We start from the raw sequence: 21129 nt of genomic DNA on the forward strand, positions 1-21129 counted from the left end.
ATTCAATAAATAAACTCTGGCCATCCGCCAAAGTCAAATCTTCACACAAATCATTTTCATAACTAATCTTCGTTGAATTTGTCAGCCGATAACCTCCCGACTATTTTGAGAAAAAGGTTCGATCTCCACTCCGATCGAGGCTCTAAAAATCGTGAATACGCAGACACGTTGCCGCGGCACCTCACGATACCGACGAGCTGGTCAAGACAGATCGCATATTGGGTCGTGTGCGACACGACACTTCACACCGGGATTTTCGTCACGCTCAGTGCGGAGACTCAGGAATCAGTTCGTCTCGTCTGATTGACTGATTGACGATCCGACGAATCCACAGGTCAACATTCACACAATGCAACACCGACCAGATCACAATCACAAGATTGACGAATTCATAAATATTAAAACCTCTCATCTGAATCTTGTGCTTTTATAGGACTCAACCGGTGTGACAATAATATCAACCAAGCAGCAACCCAAAAATAGGACAAGTTCTATATGCTCGACGCATTCGCCTAGTACATGTACTAATCTATTTATCCCGCGGATTCAGGTCGTCAATCGACAAATGGATTTAACAAAATGCACGAACTGCCGATTGCATCTTTCGTCGCATGGCTCGCATAGCCGTGCGTCGTGAAGGCCACGGGCACGCTCTTGTGCCGGATCTTGCCTTCGCGATTTCAGTTACCTCTTTGCCTGCAACGCGGATATCGGGGACGGCATCGACCCGGCGATGCACCCTGTCACTGCCGGTGTATCAAGGCCTTCGATCTTTCACGGGCGCTCCTTGAGCCATCCGGCCTGGCCGTCGACTTCAGCGTCCGAACGAACCGGAGACTGATCCCGTGAGCTAAGTATTGCGTCAATGATCCATTGATGTTTTGGTTTGAATCGCATTGACGAGTACCGCGCTCTGGACGAAAACGGTGATATGTAGATACCTGCCGGGCGTCAAATTGCGCCCCGATGCACACCGGACGACAACGGATGGTTTGATGAAACACTGCAGGAACGCGACAACGTCGACTGCAACACGGGCACGCGTCGACACAGCCGGCCCGACGGCCGCTCCCGGAACCGTACCGCACGAATGTTCGAGTAGCTCGCCCCCACAATGAAGATCCTGGGTCGGTGGCCACCATACCGACCCGCAGCGGCGCGACGCCCGTTCCCGAATCAGACCGGCTCGCCAAATCCACTCGGTCCGACCCCGGACAGCCGTTCGAGCGCACATTCGATCTGCCGCTCGAGCGGCGGCCACGCGGCCTTCATTGCTTCGATGCCGCCTTCTGTCATGACCTTTTTGGCATGCGCGCACGCATACCTCGCCTCCGTGGCACCCGCTAGTGCGAAGCCGCCGCGCATCGAGTGCAGTTCGATCTTGACCAGATCGGCATCGTCATTCGACAGCGCGGTATCGATCGCCGTCAGCGAATGCAACGTACAACGTTCGCACAATCTCGTCCGTCATGACGGGAGGCGCGACTTGATCGAGACGCCCCCGACTCATGGATCCGGGACGCCCCGCATGCCGTCGCAACGCAGCATCGAGTGTCTCGATCGACAGCGGCTTGAGCACGACTTCCACCGCGCCGGCCTGTTCGCAGCGCCGTCGATCCTCGTCGGTCGCGTGTGCCGTCATCGCGATCACGGGCACCCGCGCGCCCTGTTCGCGCAGGAAGTTCGCGAGCGCGAAGCCGCCGCGCACAGGCATGTCGAGATCGGTCAGAACGACGTGGTACGGTCGCTCGAAGCAGGCGCGCATCGCCTCGATGCCGTTGGAGACGATCGTCGCGTCGTCGCCCAACGCGTCGAGCTGGTCGCGCAGCAACGCCCGGCTTGCCGGATGATCCTCGGCGACGAGCACTTTCAGCGGTTCTTCATCGTCGGACTCCGCACCTGCTTCGGCGTCCATCTCCGTGTCGTATCCGCGCGCGGCATCCACGAACGTCCCGGGTTCCGGCGCATCGTCTCGCCAGCCGGACGGCGCTTCGGGCTGCGGCAGCGCAGCCACGAAAACCGCGCCTTCGCACAGCCGGCTGTCGGCAATCAACGCCCCAACTGTCAGCGTCACGATGCGCCGGCACAGCGGCAGCCCGAGCCCCATGCCACCGAAGCGCCGGTCGATCAACGCATCGGTCTGGGCATAGCCGCCAAACAGCGTCGGCAGGCTGTCTTCAGGAATGCCGATACCCGTATCGCTTACCGCGATTTCGACGCAACGGCCGGCCGGGCCAACCTTTGCAAGCCGCACGTCGAGCGTCACGCCGCCGCACCCCTCAAACTTGATCGCATTGCCAACGATTGTCAAAACAAGTTGCACAGCCAGATCGGATCAACCCCGTAACCGTCGGTGAGATCCGGTGCAATGCCGCACGTCAGCGCGAAGTTTTTCGCATCCGCGAGCGGGTGAAAAATCGAAGCGATGGCGTTTACAACACACCGCAGGTCGAACGGGGTGCGTCCCAACACCATCCGGTTCGACTCTGACTTCAGCGCCCGCACGGCAGCACATCGATCCCGCGGCACCTGGTGCGCACGAAATGCGCATCGAGATAGACGGTGCCGTATCTCGCGCGCTCGACCGCACGCGCCGGCATCACGCATGTACGCGCACTGCCTGCGGACGTGCCTCGACGGAAGCACGCTTCCGCCATCTGCGCTGGTCTCGAGTCTTCGATTCATGATGTCTTCGTTGATGGTCGTATCTGCCTCGAGCAGGTTAAGACAGATGTCAGGCAAGGCCGGGAAGTTTCGTTTGGCATAGCTCATACGAGCAGGCCATCGGTCTTTGCCGAATGGCATACCCGTCAACCGGCACATTCCGCTCTCGACACATCAGCCAACTCATACGCATTCCGAATCAATTTCCCGTGATCAAAAAATGCTAGATCAAGACGCGCAGTAGCGCCGCAAGCTTGATCTCACGCCAGTCACTTGTGCGACTCGTGCGACTCGTGCGACCACCTCGCACCTGATGTTGTTTGACAAAAATTTCGTACGAGAACGAGCTCATTTACCAATCCATTGGGACTCGACCAATTCTTTCAACCCTCTTACTCGGAAACAATGTCACCTGTTTCCTGCCGCTGCGACCGGCGTGTCTCAGCAACGGCAACAGCAGTGCAAAGGAAACGTCGGTGCGTCATCTCTCGACGCAAGACCATTAACCACAGGTAATCACATGTCCAAAAAAGCACTTTCCATCCTGATGGCGACAGCGGGTCTCCTCGCCGCTGCGTCGTCGGCCCATGCGGCGGACGGCACGATCACGATCACCGGCGAGATCACCGCCCAGACCTGCAACATCTCGGGCGACGGCGGCGGCAAGGACTTCACCGTCACGCTGCCCAACGTGTCGACGTCGTCGCTGTCCACGCCGGGGTCGACGGCCGGTCGCAAGCCGTTCCGCATCGCACTGTCCAACTGCTCGCCGAACTCGGGCAATGCTTCGGTGTACTTCGAACCTGGCACGACGGTCAACGCACAGACGGGCCAGCTTTTCAATGCGACGGGTGACGCGAGGAACGTCGAGGTCGGCCTGCTGAACAAGGACGGTTCGAACATCAAACTCGGAGCGGCCCAGGCACAGCAGAACTCGCAGGTCGTGCCGATCTCGGGTGGCGCGGCAACCCTCGATTACTACGCGCAATACGTCGCGACCGGCGGCAGCGCCACGGCCGGCACGGTCGGCACGTCGGTCATGTACTCGGTCTCGTATCAGTAATCCGGTCTCGCGACCAGCGGCCCGGGCTCGCGGAGCAACGCGGCGCACGGGCCGCGTCCGACCGACGGTATGTGATCTGTCTATTTACAAGGAGAAATCGGCGATGGGGAAGTCAATGAACTGGCGCTCGAGCGTGGGCGCTGCGGCACTGGTCGCGTCGCTGTCCGGCATTGGCGCAGCGAATGCGAGCGTGGTAATCAACGGAACGCGCGTGGTCTATCCGGAACAGGAGCGCGAGGTCACGGTCAAGCTGACCAACGATGGCGACAGGCCCTCGCTCGTGCAGGCCTGGCTGGACGACGGCAACGCGAACGCGCTGCCTGACGAGTCGAAGGTGCCGTTCATGCTGACACCGCCGTTGTTCCGCCTCGATCCGCAGAAAGGCCAAAGCCTGCGGCTGATCTACACGAAGGCGCCGCTCGCACAGGACAAGGAAACACTGTACTGGCTCAACGTGCTCGACGTCCCGCCGCAGGCGGCCAACGATCCGGACGCCCCCAACCTGTTGCAGCTCGCGTTCCGCTCGCGCATCAAGTTGTTCTTCCGTCCCGCCGCGCTGCAGGGCGTGGCCGACGAGTCGGCCGAGAAGGTCACCTGGAATTTCGCGCCGAAGGCCGGCGGCGGCTATGCACTGCAAGCGAAGAATCCGACGCCTTACCACGTGACGTTCACGAAGCTGACCGTCAAGTCCGGCGGCGCCACGTGGACCAACGACAAGGGCGGCATGGTCAAACCCGGCTCGACCGAGCAATTCGACCTCGGTAACGTGCCGTCGATGCCAGCGGGGCCGATCGAGGTCGACTACACGTTCCTCAACGACTACGGCGCAGGCATCGAAGGCAACTACGCGCCGAAAAAAGCGCACTGACGCCGCCCGACCATCCCTGAATCACTCGTAGCTGACCGGCCGGCGTGGCAATCGCACCGGCACTGGCAATCCGTCGTTCGCATCATGCAGATGCGGCATTAATACATCGAATTCATGCGAACAGATCATCACAATCGAACACTGGAGGCACCGGCGCGTTTCGCGCTCAAGCCGAGCTATCTGCTCGTCATGGCAACGCTCGGCAGTTGGACTGTCGGCGCGCTGGCCGCACCGGCAGATCGTTTCGACGTAGCGCAGGTTCAGTTCAACGACACGCTGATGATGAAGCCGCGCGGGCAGCGACTCGATCTCGGCCGCTTCGCGAAAGGCAATCCGGTCCCGGCGGGCGACTATCTGGTCGATCTCTACGTCAACAACACATGGAGCGGCCGCTCGACGGTACGCTTCAGCGCGGAAGCGGGAGCGGACGACGCACGGCCGTGTTTCGATCGCACGCTCGTGACCCGGCTCGGCCTCGACGACCAGGCACTGACCGACACCGCGCGCGCCGAGTTGGCACAGGTTCGGGCCGGCGCGTGCACGGACGTCGACAAGCTGGTCGCCGACGCCACGTACGAATTCGACATGTCGGAACTCCGCCTCAACGTGAGCATTCCGCAGGCGGCGCTGCTGCGCAATCCGCGCGGCTACGTGAGTCCGGAACTGTGGGACGACGGCGTACCGAGCGCGACGCTCAAGTACAACACGAACGTGTACCGCAACGCGTCGTCGGGTTATGCAAGCACGCAGGCGTACGCGGGGCTGAATGCCGGCGTCAACATCGGAAACTGGCACTTCCGGCACAACGGCACCTATACCGCGCAATCGCAGGGCGACAGCCGCTATCAAAGCCTCAATACCTACGTGCAGCGCGACCTGCCGGCCTGGCGCAGCCAGCTGAAGATCGGCGAGACGTACACCGACGGCACGCTGTTCAACAGCGTGGGCATGCGCGGCGTCACGCTCGAAACGGACGACCGGATGCTGCCCGATTCGATGCGCGGCTATGCACCGGTGATTCGCGGCGTCGCAACGAGCAACGCACACGTCCAGGTCACGCAGAACGGTGCCGTGCTGTACGAAACGAACGTCGCGCCGGGTCCGTTCGAAATCAACGATCTGTACGCGACGGGCTACGGCGGCAACCTGCTCGTCACCGTCACGGAGGCCGACGGCAAAAAGCGCAGCTTCACGGTGCCGTACTCGGCTGTCGTGCAATCGCTGCGTCCCGGCATCTCGCGTTTCGGCGTCGCGCTCGGCCAGTTGCGCGAGCCGCAACTCGAGCGTCATCCGAGTTTTGCACAGGCCACGTATCAGCGCGGCATCAGCAACCTGCTGACGGGTTACGTCGGCGCGATCGTCGCGGAAAACTATCTGGCCGGGCTGGTCGGCGCGGCATTCAACACGCCGGCCGGCGCGCTCGCCATCGACGTCACGCACGCCAGCGCGCGTATCCCGGGCGTGTCGGCGACGAGCGGCCAGAGTGTGCGCTTGAGCTACAGCAAATCCGTCGAGGCAACCGGCACGAACATCGCGGTCGCCGCGTATCGCTACTCGTCGCGCGGCTACTGGGAACTGCGCGACGCGACGTACGCCCGCGAGCGGGCCGCGGCCGGCGCGGATCCGAACATCGCATACCGGCAACGCAACCAGGTTCAGTTGACGCTGAACCAGACGCTCGGCGAAGGTCGCGGCAGCCTGTTCGCAGTGGGCTCGACAGCCAGCTACTGGAACCGCCAGGGCACGACGACGCAATTCCAGCTCGGCTACAACAACAACCTGCGGATCGGCGGCGTCAACCTGAGCTACAACCTGTCCGTTTCGAGGCAGCGCGACGGCTATACGGGCCGCCTGAACAACCAGGTGTACGCCAACGTGACGGTTCCACTCGGCAGGCGGTCGTACGCGCCGACACTGACCACGAGCGTCACGCACGACAGCAACGGTGCAACCGGGCAGATGGCGCTGACCGGTACCGTCGGAACGGCCAATGCATTCTCGTATGGCGTGAACGTCAACGCCGGCGGGGGCGCGACGTCCGGTGGCGGCAATGCGCAGTATCGCAGCCCGTACGCGACGCTCTCCGCTAGCGCGAGCGGCGGCAGCGGTTACTCGAGTGTGTCCGCCGGCGTGTCGGGCGCGATCGTCGGCCATGCGGGCGGCATCACGCTCGCCAACGACCTCGGCGAAACGGCCGCGATCATCGAGGCGAAGGACGCCGTCGGCGCGCGCATCACGAATGGCACGGACGTACGGATCGACGGGCGCGGCTATGCGGTGCTCCCGTATCTGACGCCGTACAAGATGAACACCATCGAGCTCGATCCGAAAGGCATTCCGAGCGACGTCGAAATGCTGACGACCAGTCAGCAGATCGCGCCGCGAGCGAACTCGGTGGTCAAGCTCAAGTTCGAGACGGTGACCGGTCGAGCCGTGCTGCTGACGATGCGTCAGCCGGACGGCGAACCGGTGCCGTTCGGGAGCACGGTGGTCGATGCAGAAGGCAAGACCATCGGATTTTCCGGACAGGGCGGCATGTTGTTCGCCCGCGGCCTGGGCGAAACCGGTGTGCTGACGGCGAAATGGGGCAATCGCGCAACCGAAGTCTGCTCGCTCAGCTACCGCTTGCCGACCAAACACGACAAGGCCGAAGTGTACGCGCGGGTCGACGCGATATGCGCGCGCACCGTGCCGGGGAATACGCTCCCGCAAGCCGCCGTCGCAACGGAGGCGCGCGGGCATTTCACCGATTCAGATCAAACCGGCGACGCGACGGTCCGCTCGAGCGATGACTCGCAACTGAGCGCCGCCTTTCACTGAGTCGAATCCAATCGAAATCACGATAAATGGAACATGAAAACATGAGATTCAAATATCTTTTTATTTCCATTATTTTCCTTGCAAGCTGGTTTAATTCAAACCCCAGCCTGGCGCAAACCAATCTTTGCCGTTTCGGCAACGGAAATTCGAGCGATTACCAACGCATCTTCACCTTCGGCAATGTATACGTCTCCTATGACACACCGAACGGTGCCGTCTTGGCAACAACGACGGTGGAACCAATGGATTATGTCTGCGGAGCCAACACAACCCCGCCCGGAGGCTATCAAACCTATTTCGTTGATCGCGGATCCCCATCCAACATCCCTGGCGTGGTTTACATTCCGTACTCTGCAACTTCGCGCTCGCTAGGATTGCGCTTTACCAATCTTGATACTGGAGAGGTCATGATGGTGTATGGCGGTGCCCAACAGGATTGGGCGCCCGCGAATCCGACTACCAAGCCGATTGATGGGCAATTTCGCGTCAAAGTCGAATTGATCAAGCTCAGTGACGAAATATATAACGCATCGCTCCCAACAACCTTTCCCGCCGGCATTTGGAGCGTAGGTATAGTAAGCCGGGGAGCCCCCCATTCCGGAGTCAGGTATCAGTTCTACTGGTTCAACAAAACCGGAAAACTGATCATCATGCCGAATACTTGCACGATCACCACGCCGTCGGTCAATGTGCCATTACAGCCCATCGCGGCAAGCAAACTCAATGCTGTTGGCATGACAGCGGGGGATAAGGAATTCAATATCGGTTTGAACTGCAAATCCGGGTCGAAAGTTTACGTGACACTGACCGATTTGACCGATCAGAGCAATACCGGCAATCAATTGACCCTCACGCCCGATTCGTCGGCGAAAGGCGTGAAGCTTCGCATCCTGAGAAACGGACAACCCGTCGGTTACGGTCCGGATTCCATCGCGCCTGGCAATACCAACCAATGGTTGGTCGGGCCGTCCGCGACAACGACCAGCATTCCGCTGTCCGCGCAATACATCGCGACCGGCCAGGTGTCTGGCGGAACGGTCAAGGGTGTCGCGACGTTCACGATGAGCTACCAGTAAGTGATTCGGTAGCGTACCGGTCGTCAGGCAATCGCGAACGGCCGGTGCACTACGGCGGTCATCGCTCGATCGATGGCTGAAGCAGGCTTCTGTTTCGCAATCCTTCAGGATTGCATCGGAAGATCATTGACGGACGAAGTCGGGTGTCGCCCGTACGGCCGGTCACGGCATACGGACGGCTCGACGGCGGAGTCCGTTTTTAAATCTCCTAGTACTAGAGGAATTGATATGAAACTCGCATTCTCCAGCATCGCCGCTCTCACCATCGCTGCCGCGGCAGCACTGCCGGCCGTGTCGCACGCCGCGGACGGCACGATCACGATCAACGGCAAGATCGGAACGCAGACCTGCACGATCGATGGTAACGGCACCGGCGGCAAGGACTTCACCGTCGCGCTGCCGAAGGTGTCGACGTCGTCGCTCGCTTCGGGTGGGTCGACGGCCGGCCGCACGCCGTTCAAGATCGGCCTGAAGAACTGCTCGCCGGCGACGGGCAATGTTTACACGCACTTCGAGCCGGGTACCACGGTCAACTCGACGACCGGTCAACTGATCAACGCATCGGGAACGGCGAAAAACGTCGAAGTCGGCCTGCTTAACGGCGACACGACCAACATCGGGGTCGGCAAGGCCGACGAAAACTCGAAGATCGTCCCGCTGGCGAACGGCGCGGCGGAACTCCCGTACTACGCGCAGTACGTCGCGACGGGCGGCGCCGCAGGTCAGGGCACGGTGAACACGTCGGTCATGTACTCGATCATGTATCAGTAATCGATGCCCCGGCGCGCCCCTCGCGCGCCGGGGTATTACCGATGCGCGGGCTCGCCGCAGTCCGCGTACTCGGAGTACACCCCGCCGGAACGAGGCGGCGATTGCCCGTTATCCTGGCGAAAACGATGCGTGTTTCCAATGTGCCGGTGGTCGATCAGGAAGACAATCCTTCACGCCGAACCCCGCCACGCACCTCGGCATTTCTCGCGGCTATCGCGGGGATTCAGCCTTGCTTGAACAGGTAGGAACGCGTTTGCGTCCGCGCGGCGAGCGTCGTGCTGCTCAAACAGCGATGCCGGATACGACGGCCACGAGCCCCGATCCGACGATCAATACGCCGGATTATTTTTCCGCCCCATCCGAACCTGTCCCGTCACCCGTCGACAGCCGTCCGAGTGCCAGCCGAACAGCATCCTCGACCGAATGCCAGATGCGCGTCAATGCTGCCGGGCCGCCTTCCTGCATCGCATGTTCGGCGCGCGCGCACGCGTCACGCGCATCGACATCGCCCGCCAGCGCAAAACCACCGCGCATCGAATGCAGTTCGATGCGCAACGTATCCACGTCGCCGCTCGCGAGCGCGTCACCGATCGCCGCGAGCGAATGCAGCGTGGCCTCGTGCAGCCGATGCCGTACCTCATCGGTCATCGCGGGCGCGACAGGTATTCGCTCGGCCGCCGCTGCGGGCGACGTCGCATCGCGTCCCGCATGCCGCCGCAACGCAGCGTCGAGTGTCTCGATCGACAGCGGCTTGAGCACGACTTCCACCGCGCCGGCCTGTTCGCAGCGCCGGCGGTCCTCGTCGGTCGCGTGCGCCGTCATCGCGATCACGGGCACCCGCGCACCCTGCTCGCGCAGGAAGTTCGCGAGCGCGAAGCCGTCGAGTTCAGGCATGCCGAGATCGGTCAGCACGACGTCGTACGGTCGCTCGAAGAAGGCGCGCATCGCCTCGATGCCGTTGGAGACGATCGTCGCGTCGTAGCCCAACGCGTCGAGCTGGTCTCGCAGCAACGCCCGGCTTGCCGGATGATCCTCGGCGACGAGCACTTGCAGCGGTTCTTCATCGTCGGACTCCGCGCCTGCTTCGGCGTCCATCTCCGTGTCGTATCCGCGCGCGGCATCCACGAACGTCCCGGGTTCCGGCGCATCGTCTCGCCAGCCGGACGGCGCTTCGGGCAACGGCAATGCAGCCACGAAAACCGTGCCTTCGCCAAGACGGCTGTCGACCTTCAACGCGCCGCCCATCAGCGTCACGATGCGCCGACACAGCGGCAGCCCGAGCCCCGTGCCGCCGAAGCGCCGGTAGATCGACGCATCGGTCTGGACATAGACGTCGAACAGCGTTGGCAGGCTGTCTTCGGGAATGCCGATGCCCGTATCGCTTACCGCGATCTCGACGCCACGGCCGACCGGGCTCGCCTTTGCAAGCCGCACGTCGATCGTCACGCCGCCGCGCTTCGTAAACTTGATCGCATTGCTGACCAGGTTCGACACCAGTTGCCGCAGCCGGGTCGAGTCGCCCACGTAACCGTCGGCAAGATCCGGTGCAATACGGCACGTCAGCGCCAGGTTCTTCGCATCCGCGAGCGGGCGGAAGATCGCGGCCACGTCGTTCACGACACGACGCAGGTCGAACGGGATGCTTTCCAGCGCCATCTGGTTCGATTCGGCTTTCGACAGGTCGAGCACGTCGTTGATCACACGCAGCAGCGCATCGGACGACGACATGATCGTCCCCAGCCGGCGCCGCAGCGGCGCCGCCATCTGCGCGCGCTCCATCAGTTCCAGGTTGCCGATGATCGCGTTGAGCGGCGTGCGAATCTCGTGGCTCATCGTCGCGAGGAACGTCGACTTCGCCTTGTTCGCGAACTCGGCGGCCTCGCGCGCCTCGCGCAGCTTCTCCTCCGCCAGCTTGCGGGCCGTGATGTCGAGCAACGTGCACAGCAGCACGTCGATCCCGCGATACCGGGTGCGCACGATGTGCGCGTCGAGATAAACGGTGCCGTGCCCCGGGCGCTCGACGGCCAGCTCCCGCGTCACGCGCGTACGCGCGTTGCCCGTGGGCGCGCCGTCCCGGTACGCGCGCCACAAGCGCTTGCCGAGCGGCTCGCCCGACACGTCCTGCTCGTATGCGAGCAGCGCGTCGTTGCGCATGATCGTTTCGCCGTCGACAAACGACAGCAACACGAGCCCCGCCGGCGCCGTGCGGATCAGCGTCCGGTTGAGCGCCTCGCTTTCGATCAGGCGAATCGCACGCCGATTCGCCGGACGCAGTGCGCGCCGGTCGAACGCCACGATTGCGACCCACAGCAGCACGATTGCGAAGAGCGCGGGCGCGACGGTCAGGCTCGCGCGCAACGCTACGTCGCTCAGAACGGCACGCCACGAGATGGTCGCCATCACCACGTCGTCCGATCGCGGTACCCTGTCGCTGACGACGAAGTTGATGCCGACGCGATGTGCGGCCGCTCGCTCGCCATCGTCGTGGCGCGCATGCTCGAGTGCGCGAGCCACCATCGTGCTGTCGGGTTGCCGCCCGAGCAGGAGATTTCCGCCGGAATCGACGAGCGCATATTCCCTGCCGGCACCCGGCGAGCGCAGTATCCCCTCGATCAGCGGCGGGCTGTTGATGACGAACCAGACGACCGGCCTGCCGTTCGCCCCAAGTGCCCATTGCACCATCCGCAGCACGGAGCGTCCGAGCACCGGATCGAATCGCCGCTCGAGCGCAATCGTGTTTTGACGAGCGACGGGCGCCATCGATACGGATGTATCGTTCGTCATCGGTCGCAATTGCTCGACGAGGGCCCTCACATCGAAACCGCCTGGCAGTGCAAGCGCTCGCTTCACCAACGGACGCCCTGCCGCAACGATGAAATCGCCGTTCGGATCGATCAGATAGGAAGTACCGCCCGGATCGGCCGGTTGTGGCGGCGGCAGGACGCCCGTCAACTCGACCGGCTCGAGATAGCGCGCGAGGTAAGCCAAGTGACTGTTCGCTGATGCGACCGGCGGGATATCGGCGAACGCGGCGATCGCAATTCGCCCCTTGCGCCCGATGAACGTCTGCTTGCCGTGCCTGCCGGCGAGCACCCCGGGCAGGCTTCGCGGATTTTCAACGACGCTGGCCCATTGCAGTTCCATGTCCTCGACGTAGCGATTCCGGAGCGCCCTCATGATCTCCACCTCGGCAACGAGTTCGGCCCTGCGCCGCGTGAACTCGACCCGGAAGCGCTCGAGGGACTCCTGCACGTCGAGCAACAATACGAGCGCCGCGCACACCAGAATGAACACCGAGATCGCCGCGCCGCTGGCATATAGCAGGAACTGCTGCTGCCGCCGGACGCGACCTGGCTCGAATGGCTTGCGACCGGCCACGGCGGGGTACGAAACAAGTCTCTTGAGCTTTGCGGGCATGTCGTATCGATCTCGTTGCTCGTGGCCGGGCATGCCGCGTCATTCGCCGATGCCGGCGCATCGCCTCCCTGTCAAACAGGGCAGTCACGTGGCGTGGCGTGCCGCCACCCACACGTAGGGCCTCACTTCGACGGCGTCCGCGCTGAAGCCGATCCAGAGCGGCAACCGGCTCGCGCGCGCGTCACGTCGACGACGACGCATCGCCGTCAGGCGCGCCGGAGAGATTCTGCTCGTCGTTATAGCGGATCAGATCCGCATCGCGGACGATCCCGAGTTTCTTCATTGCGCTCGACTTCTGCGAACTGATGGTTTGCTTGCTGCGATGGAGCTGCGCGGCAATCTCCCCCACCGTGTAGCCTGCGCCGAACAAGCGGACGACCTCGATCTCGCGCGTGGTCAGCGCGCGAGTGGCGGGCTCGGATTCGATATCCTGCAGGAGTTGCTTGATATACGGCGACATGTAGTTCGCACCGACGTACGCGGCATGCACGGCGCCGATCAGGTGCGAGATCGCATCGGACTTGCTGAGGATGCAACTCACGCCCTGCTTGTGGATCGCGCGCAGCACGCTCGGATTGTCGATCATCGTGATCGTCACGATATGCAGCGCGGGATAGCGGCGCTGCAGGAACGACAGCAGCACGAGCCCGTCGCCGTACTTGCCGCCCGGCATCACGTAGTCGAGCACGAGCACGTCGCTCTGCTGCGCGTCGAGCGCCGCGACCAGGTCCGTCGAATTCGAAACGGTGCCCACGAGCTTGATCGTGCTGTTGCCCTGCAATGCCTGCGAGATACCGAGCGCGGACGCCGGATGATCGTCGGCTACCATCACGCGTACAAAGAATTCGTCCATGTTCCTGTTTCCCCGAGGCTTTCAGTCACGCATCCGGTCCCCGCCGCGACGGGAGCATGCTCGCGCCATCGTGTCGATGGCTAGCCATATTCGGCGCACCGGACAAATAATGCCTCAATTTTAAGATAAATCCCGGCTTACCCTTCGATCAACGCGTGGCCGCACGGCGGACGATGTGCCGGCGCTCGCCGTGCACACGACGTGTCCGCACGGCCGCACCGTGCAGATTGTCCGAAGATCACGACGGCTCGGAGCCGTTACGGGATGACGGCCGCGCTCTCACGCAGCTCGGCTGGGCCGCTGCACGGCGCGCTATCGGTGGCTCGAATCGCCTGGTAGGTCATGCGTATTGTCATCCACCCTGTTTTTCCACTCGATCAGGGTACGGCGCCGCTGAACCGGCGACATGAGCAGAAACTCGTTCATCATCGTCAGGAATTCCCGACGAGACTTCTCAGAAAGTGCGGCGAAATCGAGCAACAGTGCGAATATCTTCCCTACATGACGCACGATGTTCCCCTCCAGTATTGATTTGAAATCTGCCGCGCAACGTGAACGTGCGTCGGCACCCTGCCTTTGTTATGTTGGATACGCGTTGACGCGTACGATGCTGTCGGTTACTTGTCATGCAAAGCTGTTTCATGATTGGTTGATCTCGATGTGCACATGGCCGCGCACGGCTCCTTCGCCGAAGTCGCGTTACGGCGCTGCCACGCATGCGCAAGCGCGCCGCGCAGGTGGCCGAGCGTCACGGGTTTCGTCAATACGCGTCGGACACCGGCTGTCGTGCAGCGGTGCATGCCCTCGGGCGTCAAATGCGACGTCACGACCAGCACGTCGCACGCGGGATCGACGCCACGTGCCGCTTCCGCCAGTTGCTGCGCGCGCATGTCGGGCAGGTCGTCGCCGATCAGCAGCACGTCCCAGTCGTCGCCGGCCAGCGATTCGAGTGCCGCGCGCCCCGATCCGACCTCGGTTGCCGCGCAGCCGAGCGCGTTCAGTTGCTCGCTGAAAATCGAGTCGTTGATGGTTTCGTCGTCTGCGACGAGCACGCGCAATGTGCGACTCCCGTGCGCGGCCGCGTCGCGCGATGCGGCGACCGTTGCCAAATCGCGAGCATGCGAATCGTCACGCCGCGGGTCGTCGCCCGATACGGCATCGATCCCGCTTTCATCGTCCATCTGGCCGCCGAGCGCCAGCGCGGCGCGCAAGCCGCCGAGCGAATAACTCGATATGCGTACCGTGTCGCCCGCGCGATACGGTTCGAGCGGGCCATCGGGTGTCGCGAGTATCAGCGGCGCGCAATCGCTCAGGCTGTTCAGATCCGCTCGCGACCACGTGTCGGAATCGCCGAACAGTACGACCGCGCCGTGTCGTGCAATGCCGGCCGGCAGACTCGACGGGCTGTCGTACACGCTGACGTCGAATCCCCATGCCTGTAGATGCGGCAACGCAAAATCGCGCCACCCGGGATGCGCGGCGATCAGCGCCAGCGCGTAGGCGTGCGCCGCGCGCGGCCGGTCGAGCGCGACGACGTCCATGCCGAGCGGCAGAAGCACGCTGAACCGGCTGCCGACGCCCAGCTTGCTCTCCACCGCGATGCGGCCGCCCATCGCCGTGACGAGCCGGTCGCACAGCGCAAGCCCGAGCCCCGTGCCGCCGTAACGTCGGGTGATCGATGTATCGACCTGCGAAAATGCATTGAACAGCTTGCGTCGATGTTCAGCGGCGATGCCGATGCCGGTGTCCTCAACCTCGACCGACAATTCCGGTGCGTCGTGCCTGTCGGCAACGACCGCGACGCGCACGGTCACGCGGCCGACGTCGGTAAACTTGAGCGCGTTGCCCAGCAGGTTGCGGAGCACTTGCGCGAACCGGGTTGGATCGCCGCGCATCTGTTGCGTACTGCTCGCATGGATCTCGCAGAACAGCTGCACCCCCTTCGCCTTCGCGATCGTCGCGAACGCGTTCAGCTCGCGCTCGACCACCGCGGTCACGTCGAACGCGATCGATTCGACCGACATCGCGCCGGCCTCGATCTTCGAGAAATCGAGAATGTCGCTGACGAGCGCGAGCAGGCTCGTCGCCGACGTGCGCAGCGTGTGAACGCGGCCATGCTGGGTCGCGTCGAGCGCCGAGCGCTCGAGCAGTTCGAGGTTGCCGAGAATCACGTTCAGCGGCGTACGGATCTCATGGCTCATCGCCGCGAGGAACGACGATTTCGCGGCATTGGCCGAATCGGCCGCGCGCACGGCCTCTTCCAGCCGCTGCACGAGCTGCCGCTTGGCGGTCACGTCGGCAACCGCGACGATCAGCACGTCCGTGCCCTGATAGCGTGCGCCGCACGCAATGAATTCGAGGTGCAGCGGCGCAGCTTGCACGTCGCCCAGCAGCAGGCCGCCGTGCTGCTCGCCACCTGCATCGCCGCGCGCCTGCCAGGCGTCGACCACCTGGCTCGACAGCGCGTGATAGTCGCCGCCGATCCGCCCGATCATGTCCGTCAGCGCGGGGCTCACGAGCATGCAACGCCCGTCGTCGCGCGCGATCAGGCCGAGCCCGATCGGCGCCATCTCGATCACGCTGCGGCACAGCGCTTCGCTGTCGAACACGCGTTGCGAGTGCGCGTAGAGCGGCACGAACTCTCGCCGATGAAAGCGCAGCAGCAACCCCCACATGACGACGAGCGCGAGCAGCGTCGCGGCGCCGAGCGTACCGGCCGAGCGCGCGACGCCGGCCGCGATGTCGGTCCACGACAGCGCATACGCAAGCGTCCAGCCCGTCGATTCGAGCTTGCCGTGAAACAGCAGGAAGCCGTCGCGGAACACAGGCGCCCCCAACGCCGACGCACCGCCCCGCGACGGGTTCAGCTTCAACAGGCTTTCCACGCGACCGGTTTCGCGCGCCGCGGGATCCATCGTGACGAGCCGGCCGTCGGCCGTCGTGATGTAGAACATGCCTTCGGGACGATAGTCGGCGAGCCAGGACAGCAGGTAATCGGGCGGATATTCGGTGACGAGCACCGCGAACGGCTTGCCGTTGTCGCGCGCCTCGGCCGCGAGCCGGATGCGCGGCTGCCCCGACACGGGATCGGTGAACGGCGCCAGCCAGCGCACGTGCGGGCGCGAGTCGGTGATGCCCGGATACGGGCGTTCGAAATCGACGCGCAGCGCGTCCAGCACGCGTGCGCGGCTTTCGGGTGAAACCAGCGCCGGATCGTCGCGGTTTCGATGGGGTACCAGCGCGAACAAACCGGTGCGCGTGCTGTAGTGGTAGCCCTCGAGCGTGCGCCCGCGATTGATCGAACTGGCCGCGCAGATGCGTGCCAACAGCATCGACAGCGACAGATAGCGCGCGACTTCGGCCCGATCGCCTGTTTGCGCGGGTACGCCGATGACGAGCGACGGATGCGGACGGGTCGCGACGCGCTGGTCGTCGAGGAAGAATGTGTCGACGACCGCCGCCGGCGCGGCGCTGGCCTCCTGCCAGATCAGTTGCGCGTTCGCGACGCCGTTGCGGAACGAGGTTTCGCTCACCTGGATTTCGTTCAGCGTCTGCTCCAGGCCGTTCAGGTAGTTGCGCCGCTCCCCTTCGACATATCCCGAAACGATCGACGCCATCCCGAGACCGCAAGCGATCAGGACAAGGATGGTGACGACGATGCCGCCGCCGAACACCGAAATGCTCTGGTAACGACGAAGGGATTGAAGCGGGCTCTGCGACATGGCGCGCGGCGGCGATCGCGAACGCGACCGGAACGACATCGTTCCGACATCCGTGACCGCCTCGGAAAACACCTGGAAAGAAGGGGCATTCCGATCATGCCAAAGGCCTGCGGGGGTGTCCGCATCGTACGAACCATTTCGTACACGTCACATCGAACGGCCTCACAATTTCGGACTTGAACGAACTTCGCCGTAGGAAATATGAGCCGTTTGTTTCGCATTGCGTTGACAGCGCGTTCGGCGGGTTAGCCGCTCAGGCAACACGATGAGTTGGCGTTTTTCAGGGATAGCACGGTCGCGCGGCTACCTTGATGCGTAACGACGGCACCGCATACCGACTGTCCCGCGACTTTCCGGCCGCGCCCGGCTAGCCACCCAAAAGAAAGGGTTCTTCGCGGATCGACGCGAAGAACCCTTGCAAAGCATCGTTGCGACGAAGGCAGATACGACGATGGCGCGCGTGCCGCCATCGCCGGCCCGCCGACCCGCACGGCACCCGTGCCGAACGGGCGTTGGACCAAAGTCACGACAACGCGACGCGCCGGGGAGGCGGGCGTCGCGGCAACCCGCCACGCCTCCCCGAACGGGACCGATCAGTTCCGGATTTCGCCGAAATCGAGGCCCGCGAGCGGCACCGCCGCCGCGTTTCCGCTCACGCCATTGCCGCTCATCCAGCCGAAGTTGAGGCCGACCAGCCCACCGTACAACTGGTCGTAGCCGGCCGTATAGGCAATACGGCTGCGCGAGCTCGAACGATCGACGTTGCCGAAGTTTTCGCCTGCGACGCCACCCAGCCGTGCATTGCGCCCGCCGGACACCGAGCCTGACGACGACGACGACGCGATCTTGCCGTCGTTTTTACCGACCAGGCCGCCAACCGAACTGCCATCGCCGCCCTTCGCCGAACCGAAGGCGTCGGACGCATCGATCGAAGCAATCGTGTGGTTGTGGCCGACCAGGCCGCCGACGTAGCTGCCCGCACCGGCAACGACGTCGCCCGACGCGCCCGACGACGACACGCTGCCCCAGTTGAGGCCGACCAGGCCGCCTGCCCTGCCCCTGCCGGCGACATTCACGGCCCCGCTTGCGTAGGCGCTCACCACCTTGCCGAGGGCGCCGTTCCAGCCGACGAGACCACCTGCGATGCTGTCGTCGCCGGCCGAGACGTTGCCGCCCGCCGAGGAAGCGGCCACGAGGCCGTTGTTGTCGCCGACGAGACCGCCTGCCTGGCTCTGCGCACCGACCTTGACCGCGCCGCTGGCCGACGAACCGTCCACCTTGCCGATGTTCGAGCCCACGAGGCCGCCCGCCTTCACGTTGTTGCGCCCTTCCACCTTGCCATGTGCGTCCGATGCGAGGATCTCGGCCTTGTCCGCGTTATGGCCGACGAGACCGCCCAGCTGGCTGCCGGCGCCCGCGGAGACATTACCGAGCGCAGTGGATGCGCGGATCGCGCCTTCGTTCAATCCCACGAGACCGCCCGACATCGCGCCGTTGCCGGCCTGAACGCTGCCGCCCGCCGTCGACGCGGCGATCTTGCCGCGATTTTCCCCGACGAGGCCGCCCGCTTTCCCGTTGTCGCCCACGGTCACGTCGCCCGTCGCGTCGGATGCGTCGATCAACGCGGCGTTGTAGCCGACGAGGCCGCCCGCCGTCGCATCGTGGCCGGCCCGCACGCTCGCAGACGAAGAAGCAGCCTTGATCACCCCGCCTTCGTTGTAACCGACGAGGCCGCCGACACGCGCATCGCGGGCCAGGGCGGTGACGCTACCCGCGACCGTCGACGCCGTGATGACGCCGCGGTTGACACCGCGGTTGACACCGACCAGGCCGCCCGTATCACCGGCCGACTCGCTGCTGACCTTGACGTCGGCGCGGCTGTTGCTGATGGTCGCGTCGCCCAGATCCGGCAGGAGGGCCGTGCGGTTTTCTCCAACCAGACCGCCGACGTACAGCGCGTCCTTGCCGCCTTCGACGCGGCCCGAAACCGATGCGCGATCGATCCGTCCGCTGATATTGCTGCCGACCAGGCCACCGAGGATCGCGCGGCCGTTGCCGCTCACCAGGACGTCTTTCGCCTTTACGTTGGTGATGTCGCCCAGGTTGTAGCCGGCCAATGCGCCGACGCTGACCGGCGACGCCGTGTACCCGGCCGGCGTGCGCGCCGTGATCTTGTCGAGCCCGAGGTTGGCGATGCGGCCGGTGTTGACCGCAAACAACCCGACGACCGCACTGCCGGGATTCGAGACCGACAGATTGCCGATGGTATTGCCCAGACCGTCGAACACGCCGCTGAACGACGCACTGTCGCCGCCGAGGCTGCGGAATTGCGCCCCCTTGCCGTCGATCGCGTTACCCAGCACGTAGCGGCCGTTCATGTTGGCATCGACGCCGCGCAGCCCCGCGAGATCGTGAATCACGCGATACGCTTCGCCGTTCGCCGAGAACGACGCATTGCGACCCGACAGCGTGACTACCGCATCGTCCGTCAGCGTATGACCGCTGCCCGAATTCAACGCCAGGCTCGCGTTTTCGCCGGTCAGCGCCACGTTGTTGCCGATGCGAACGCGTTGCGCCGCGTTCATCGTCACGCCCGCGTTCGCGCCGCTCGCCGTCAGCGACTGCTTCAGGTCGACGCTGCCCTTTTTCGACGTCAGCGCCAGCGCGTTGTCGCTCGCCCAGTTCACCGCGTCGCCCACCGTCAGGTCGCCCGACGTGTTGGTCAGCGCCACGTTCGTCGTGCCCAGGTTGCGCGACAGCGTCTCGCCGTCGATCGCGGCGTTACCGCCGACTCCGGCGTTGGCCGCCTCGATCGTCCACAGGCCCGTGCGACCCGACGCCGCGCGCGTATCCACCTGCGCGTCGCGCGACACCGTCACGCGCTCGCCGCGCGTCGTTACCGTGCCGCCTGCCGTCGAGGCGTCCTGCGCGCTCGCGTCCAGCTTCCCGCCGACCTGAACCTCGCCGCCGTCGAGCGTGATCTTCCCGGCACGGCTGCTCAGGCCCTTCGCCTCGATCGTGCCGCTGTTCCTGACCACCGAACCCAGCAGATCGCCTGCCGCGCGCGCCGTCATCAGCACTTCCCCGCCGTCCGCCTTCAGCAGTCCGCCGTTGTGCGCCTGTGCGTCCACCGCCCCGCTTTCGACTTGCAGGTTCAGCAGCCCGTTGCCGTCGAAGTTCACGTTGAACGCATTGCCCGCGCCCAGCGCCACGCGCCCCATCTGCGCACGGATCACGCCCGTGTTCGACACCCGCGCGCCCAGCAGCGCCACGCTGCCGCCATCCGCCGCCGCGATCGTCCCGGCGTTCTCCACCGACTGGCCCGAGGCTCCGGCGAACCGGTAGCGACCCGCCAGGAAATCCGCATCCGACAGGTTCTGCGTCGACGCCACCAGACCGCCCACGTTCACCTGCGCGCCCGCGCCGAACATCACGCCGTTCGGGTTCACCAGGAACACCCGCCCGTTCGCGTCCAGCTGGCCGTGAATCTGGCTGCCGTTCGCGCCGACCACCCGGTTCAGCGCAATCGACTGGCTCGTCGGCTGCTTGAACGATACCCGCTCGCCGCTACCCACGCTGAAGTCCTGCCAGTTCGTGATCAGCTTGTCCGTATGCTGGTTGATCGACATCGTCTTGTTGTCCGCCGACTTCGCGATGTCGGCCTGCCCCGACATGATCTCGCTGCCCGTCGGCAGCGCGTATGCGCCCGACGCAGCAGCCAGCCCCAGCAGCGACACGCCCGCCGCGAGCAGGCGCTTGCCGCCGCCCGACTTGCCGCGACGGCGCGCCGTTTCCCCGACCGCGCACCAGCCACCCTGTGCTTCGTTCCACACCAGTGAATAGGCCTTGTTCATTTTGGTATCCTCTTCAATCTG

At 64.0% G+C, this 21129-nt stretch carries 12 protein-coding genes; 5 read left to right on the forward strand and 7 right to left on the reverse strand.

Annotation, left to right across the window (positions count from 1 at the left end; translation table 11 throughout):
• Positions 1–1176: 1176 nt before the first annotated feature.
• The 3 genes from HWX08_RS34705 to HWX08_RS34710 are packed head-to-tail and all read right to left on the reverse strand — an operon-like array spanning position 1177 to position 2772.
• Positions 1177–1440 carry an Hpt domain-containing protein gene (locus HWX08_RS34705; protein ID WP_341773835.1) on the reverse strand — a complete coding sequence of 88 codons (264 nt, stop codon included), beginning with the start codon at positions 1438–1440 and terminating at the stop codon, positions 1177–1179.
• Positions 1400–2323: a response regulator gene (locus HWX08_RS18755; protein WP_341773836.1), complete on the reverse strand. Its 924-nt coding sequence runs from the start codon at positions 2321–2323 to the stop codon at positions 1400–1402. Before HWX08_RS18755 ends, HWX08_RS34705 begins: the two co-directional genes overlap by 41 nt.
• Positions 2308–2772, reverse strand: a complete 465-nt coding sequence (locus HWX08_RS34710; protein ID WP_341773837.1) for a hypothetical protein — start codon at positions 2770–2772, stop codon at positions 2308–2310. The genes HWX08_RS18755 and HWX08_RS34710 overlap by 16 nt, the downstream gene beginning before the upstream one ends.
• Before the next feature lie 412 nt (positions 2773–3184).
• On the opposite strand from HWX08_RS34710, the gene HWX08_RS18760 reads away from it, so the two are divergent.
• The 5 genes from HWX08_RS18760 (at position 3185) to HWX08_RS18780 (ending at position 9262) form a co-directional block, all read left to right on the forward strand.
• Positions 3185–3727 carry a fimbrial protein gene (locus HWX08_RS18760; protein ID WP_069259011.1) on the forward strand — a complete coding sequence of 181 codons (543 nt, stop codon included), beginning with the start codon at positions 3185–3187 and terminating at the stop codon, positions 3725–3727.
• A 103-nt stretch (positions 3728–3830) separates the two neighbouring features.
• Positions 3831–4595 (forward strand): fimbrial biogenesis chaperone, encoded by a 765-nt coding sequence (locus tag HWX08_RS18765; protein ID WP_084636091.1) that lies wholly within the window; start codon positions 3831–3833, stop codon positions 4593–4595.
• A gap of 114 nt (positions 4596–4709) precedes the next feature.
• The gene (locus HWX08_RS18770) at positions 4710–7415 is read left to right on the forward strand and encodes a fimbria/pilus outer membrane usher protein (RefSeq protein ID WP_174920268.1); all 2706 of its coding nucleotides are present in this window, start codon (positions 4710–4712) and stop codon (positions 7413–7415) included.
• A 26-nt stretch (positions 7416–7441) separates the two neighbouring features.
• Positions 7442–8491 (forward strand): fimbrial protein, encoded by a 1050-nt coding sequence (locus HWX08_RS18775; RefSeq protein WP_174920266.1) that lies wholly within the window; start codon positions 7442–7444, stop codon positions 8489–8491.
• Between the two features lie 228 nt (positions 8492–8719).
• Entirely contained in the window at positions 8720–9262 is a 543-nt protein-coding gene (locus HWX08_RS18780) for a fimbrial protein (RefSeq protein WP_069259007.1), read from the forward strand.
• Between the two features lie 342 nt (positions 9263–9604).
• Here the strand turns inward: HWX08_RS18780 and HWX08_RS18785 are convergent, their stop codons facing one another.
• The 4 genes from HWX08_RS18785 to HWX08_RS18800 all read right to left on the reverse strand — a co-directional run bounded on the left by HWX08_RS18785 (position 9605) and on the right by HWX08_RS18800 (position 21108).
• Positions 9605–12679 carry a hybrid sensor histidine kinase/response regulator gene (locus HWX08_RS18785; protein ID WP_174920264.1) on the reverse strand — a complete coding sequence of 1025 codons (3075 nt, stop codon included), beginning with the start codon at positions 12677–12679 and terminating at the stop codon, positions 9605–9607.
• Between the two features lie 181 nt (positions 12680–12860).
• Positions 12861–13532, reverse strand: a complete 672-nt coding sequence (locus HWX08_RS18790; protein ID WP_012365196.1) for a response regulator — start codon at positions 13530–13532, stop codon at positions 12861–12863.
• 617 nt (positions 13533–14149) lie between these two features.
• Positions 14150–17254 (reverse strand): ATP-binding protein, encoded by a 3105-nt coding sequence (locus tag HWX08_RS18795; protein ID WP_174920262.1) that lies wholly within the window; start codon positions 17252–17254, stop codon positions 14150–14152.
• A gap of 593 nt (positions 17255–17847) precedes the next feature.
• Complete coding sequence (locus HWX08_RS18800) at positions 17848–21108, reverse strand: two-partner secretion domain-containing protein (RefSeq protein ID WP_174920330.1); 3261 nt, start codon at positions 21106–21108, stop codon at positions 17848–17850.
• Between the last annotated feature and the right edge of the window lie 21 nt (positions 21109–21129).

The organism is Burkholderia metallica, from assembly GCF_902832845.1.
Classification (GTDB): Bacteria; Pseudomonadota; Gammaproteobacteria; order Burkholderiales; family Burkholderiaceae; genus Burkholderia; species Burkholderia metallica.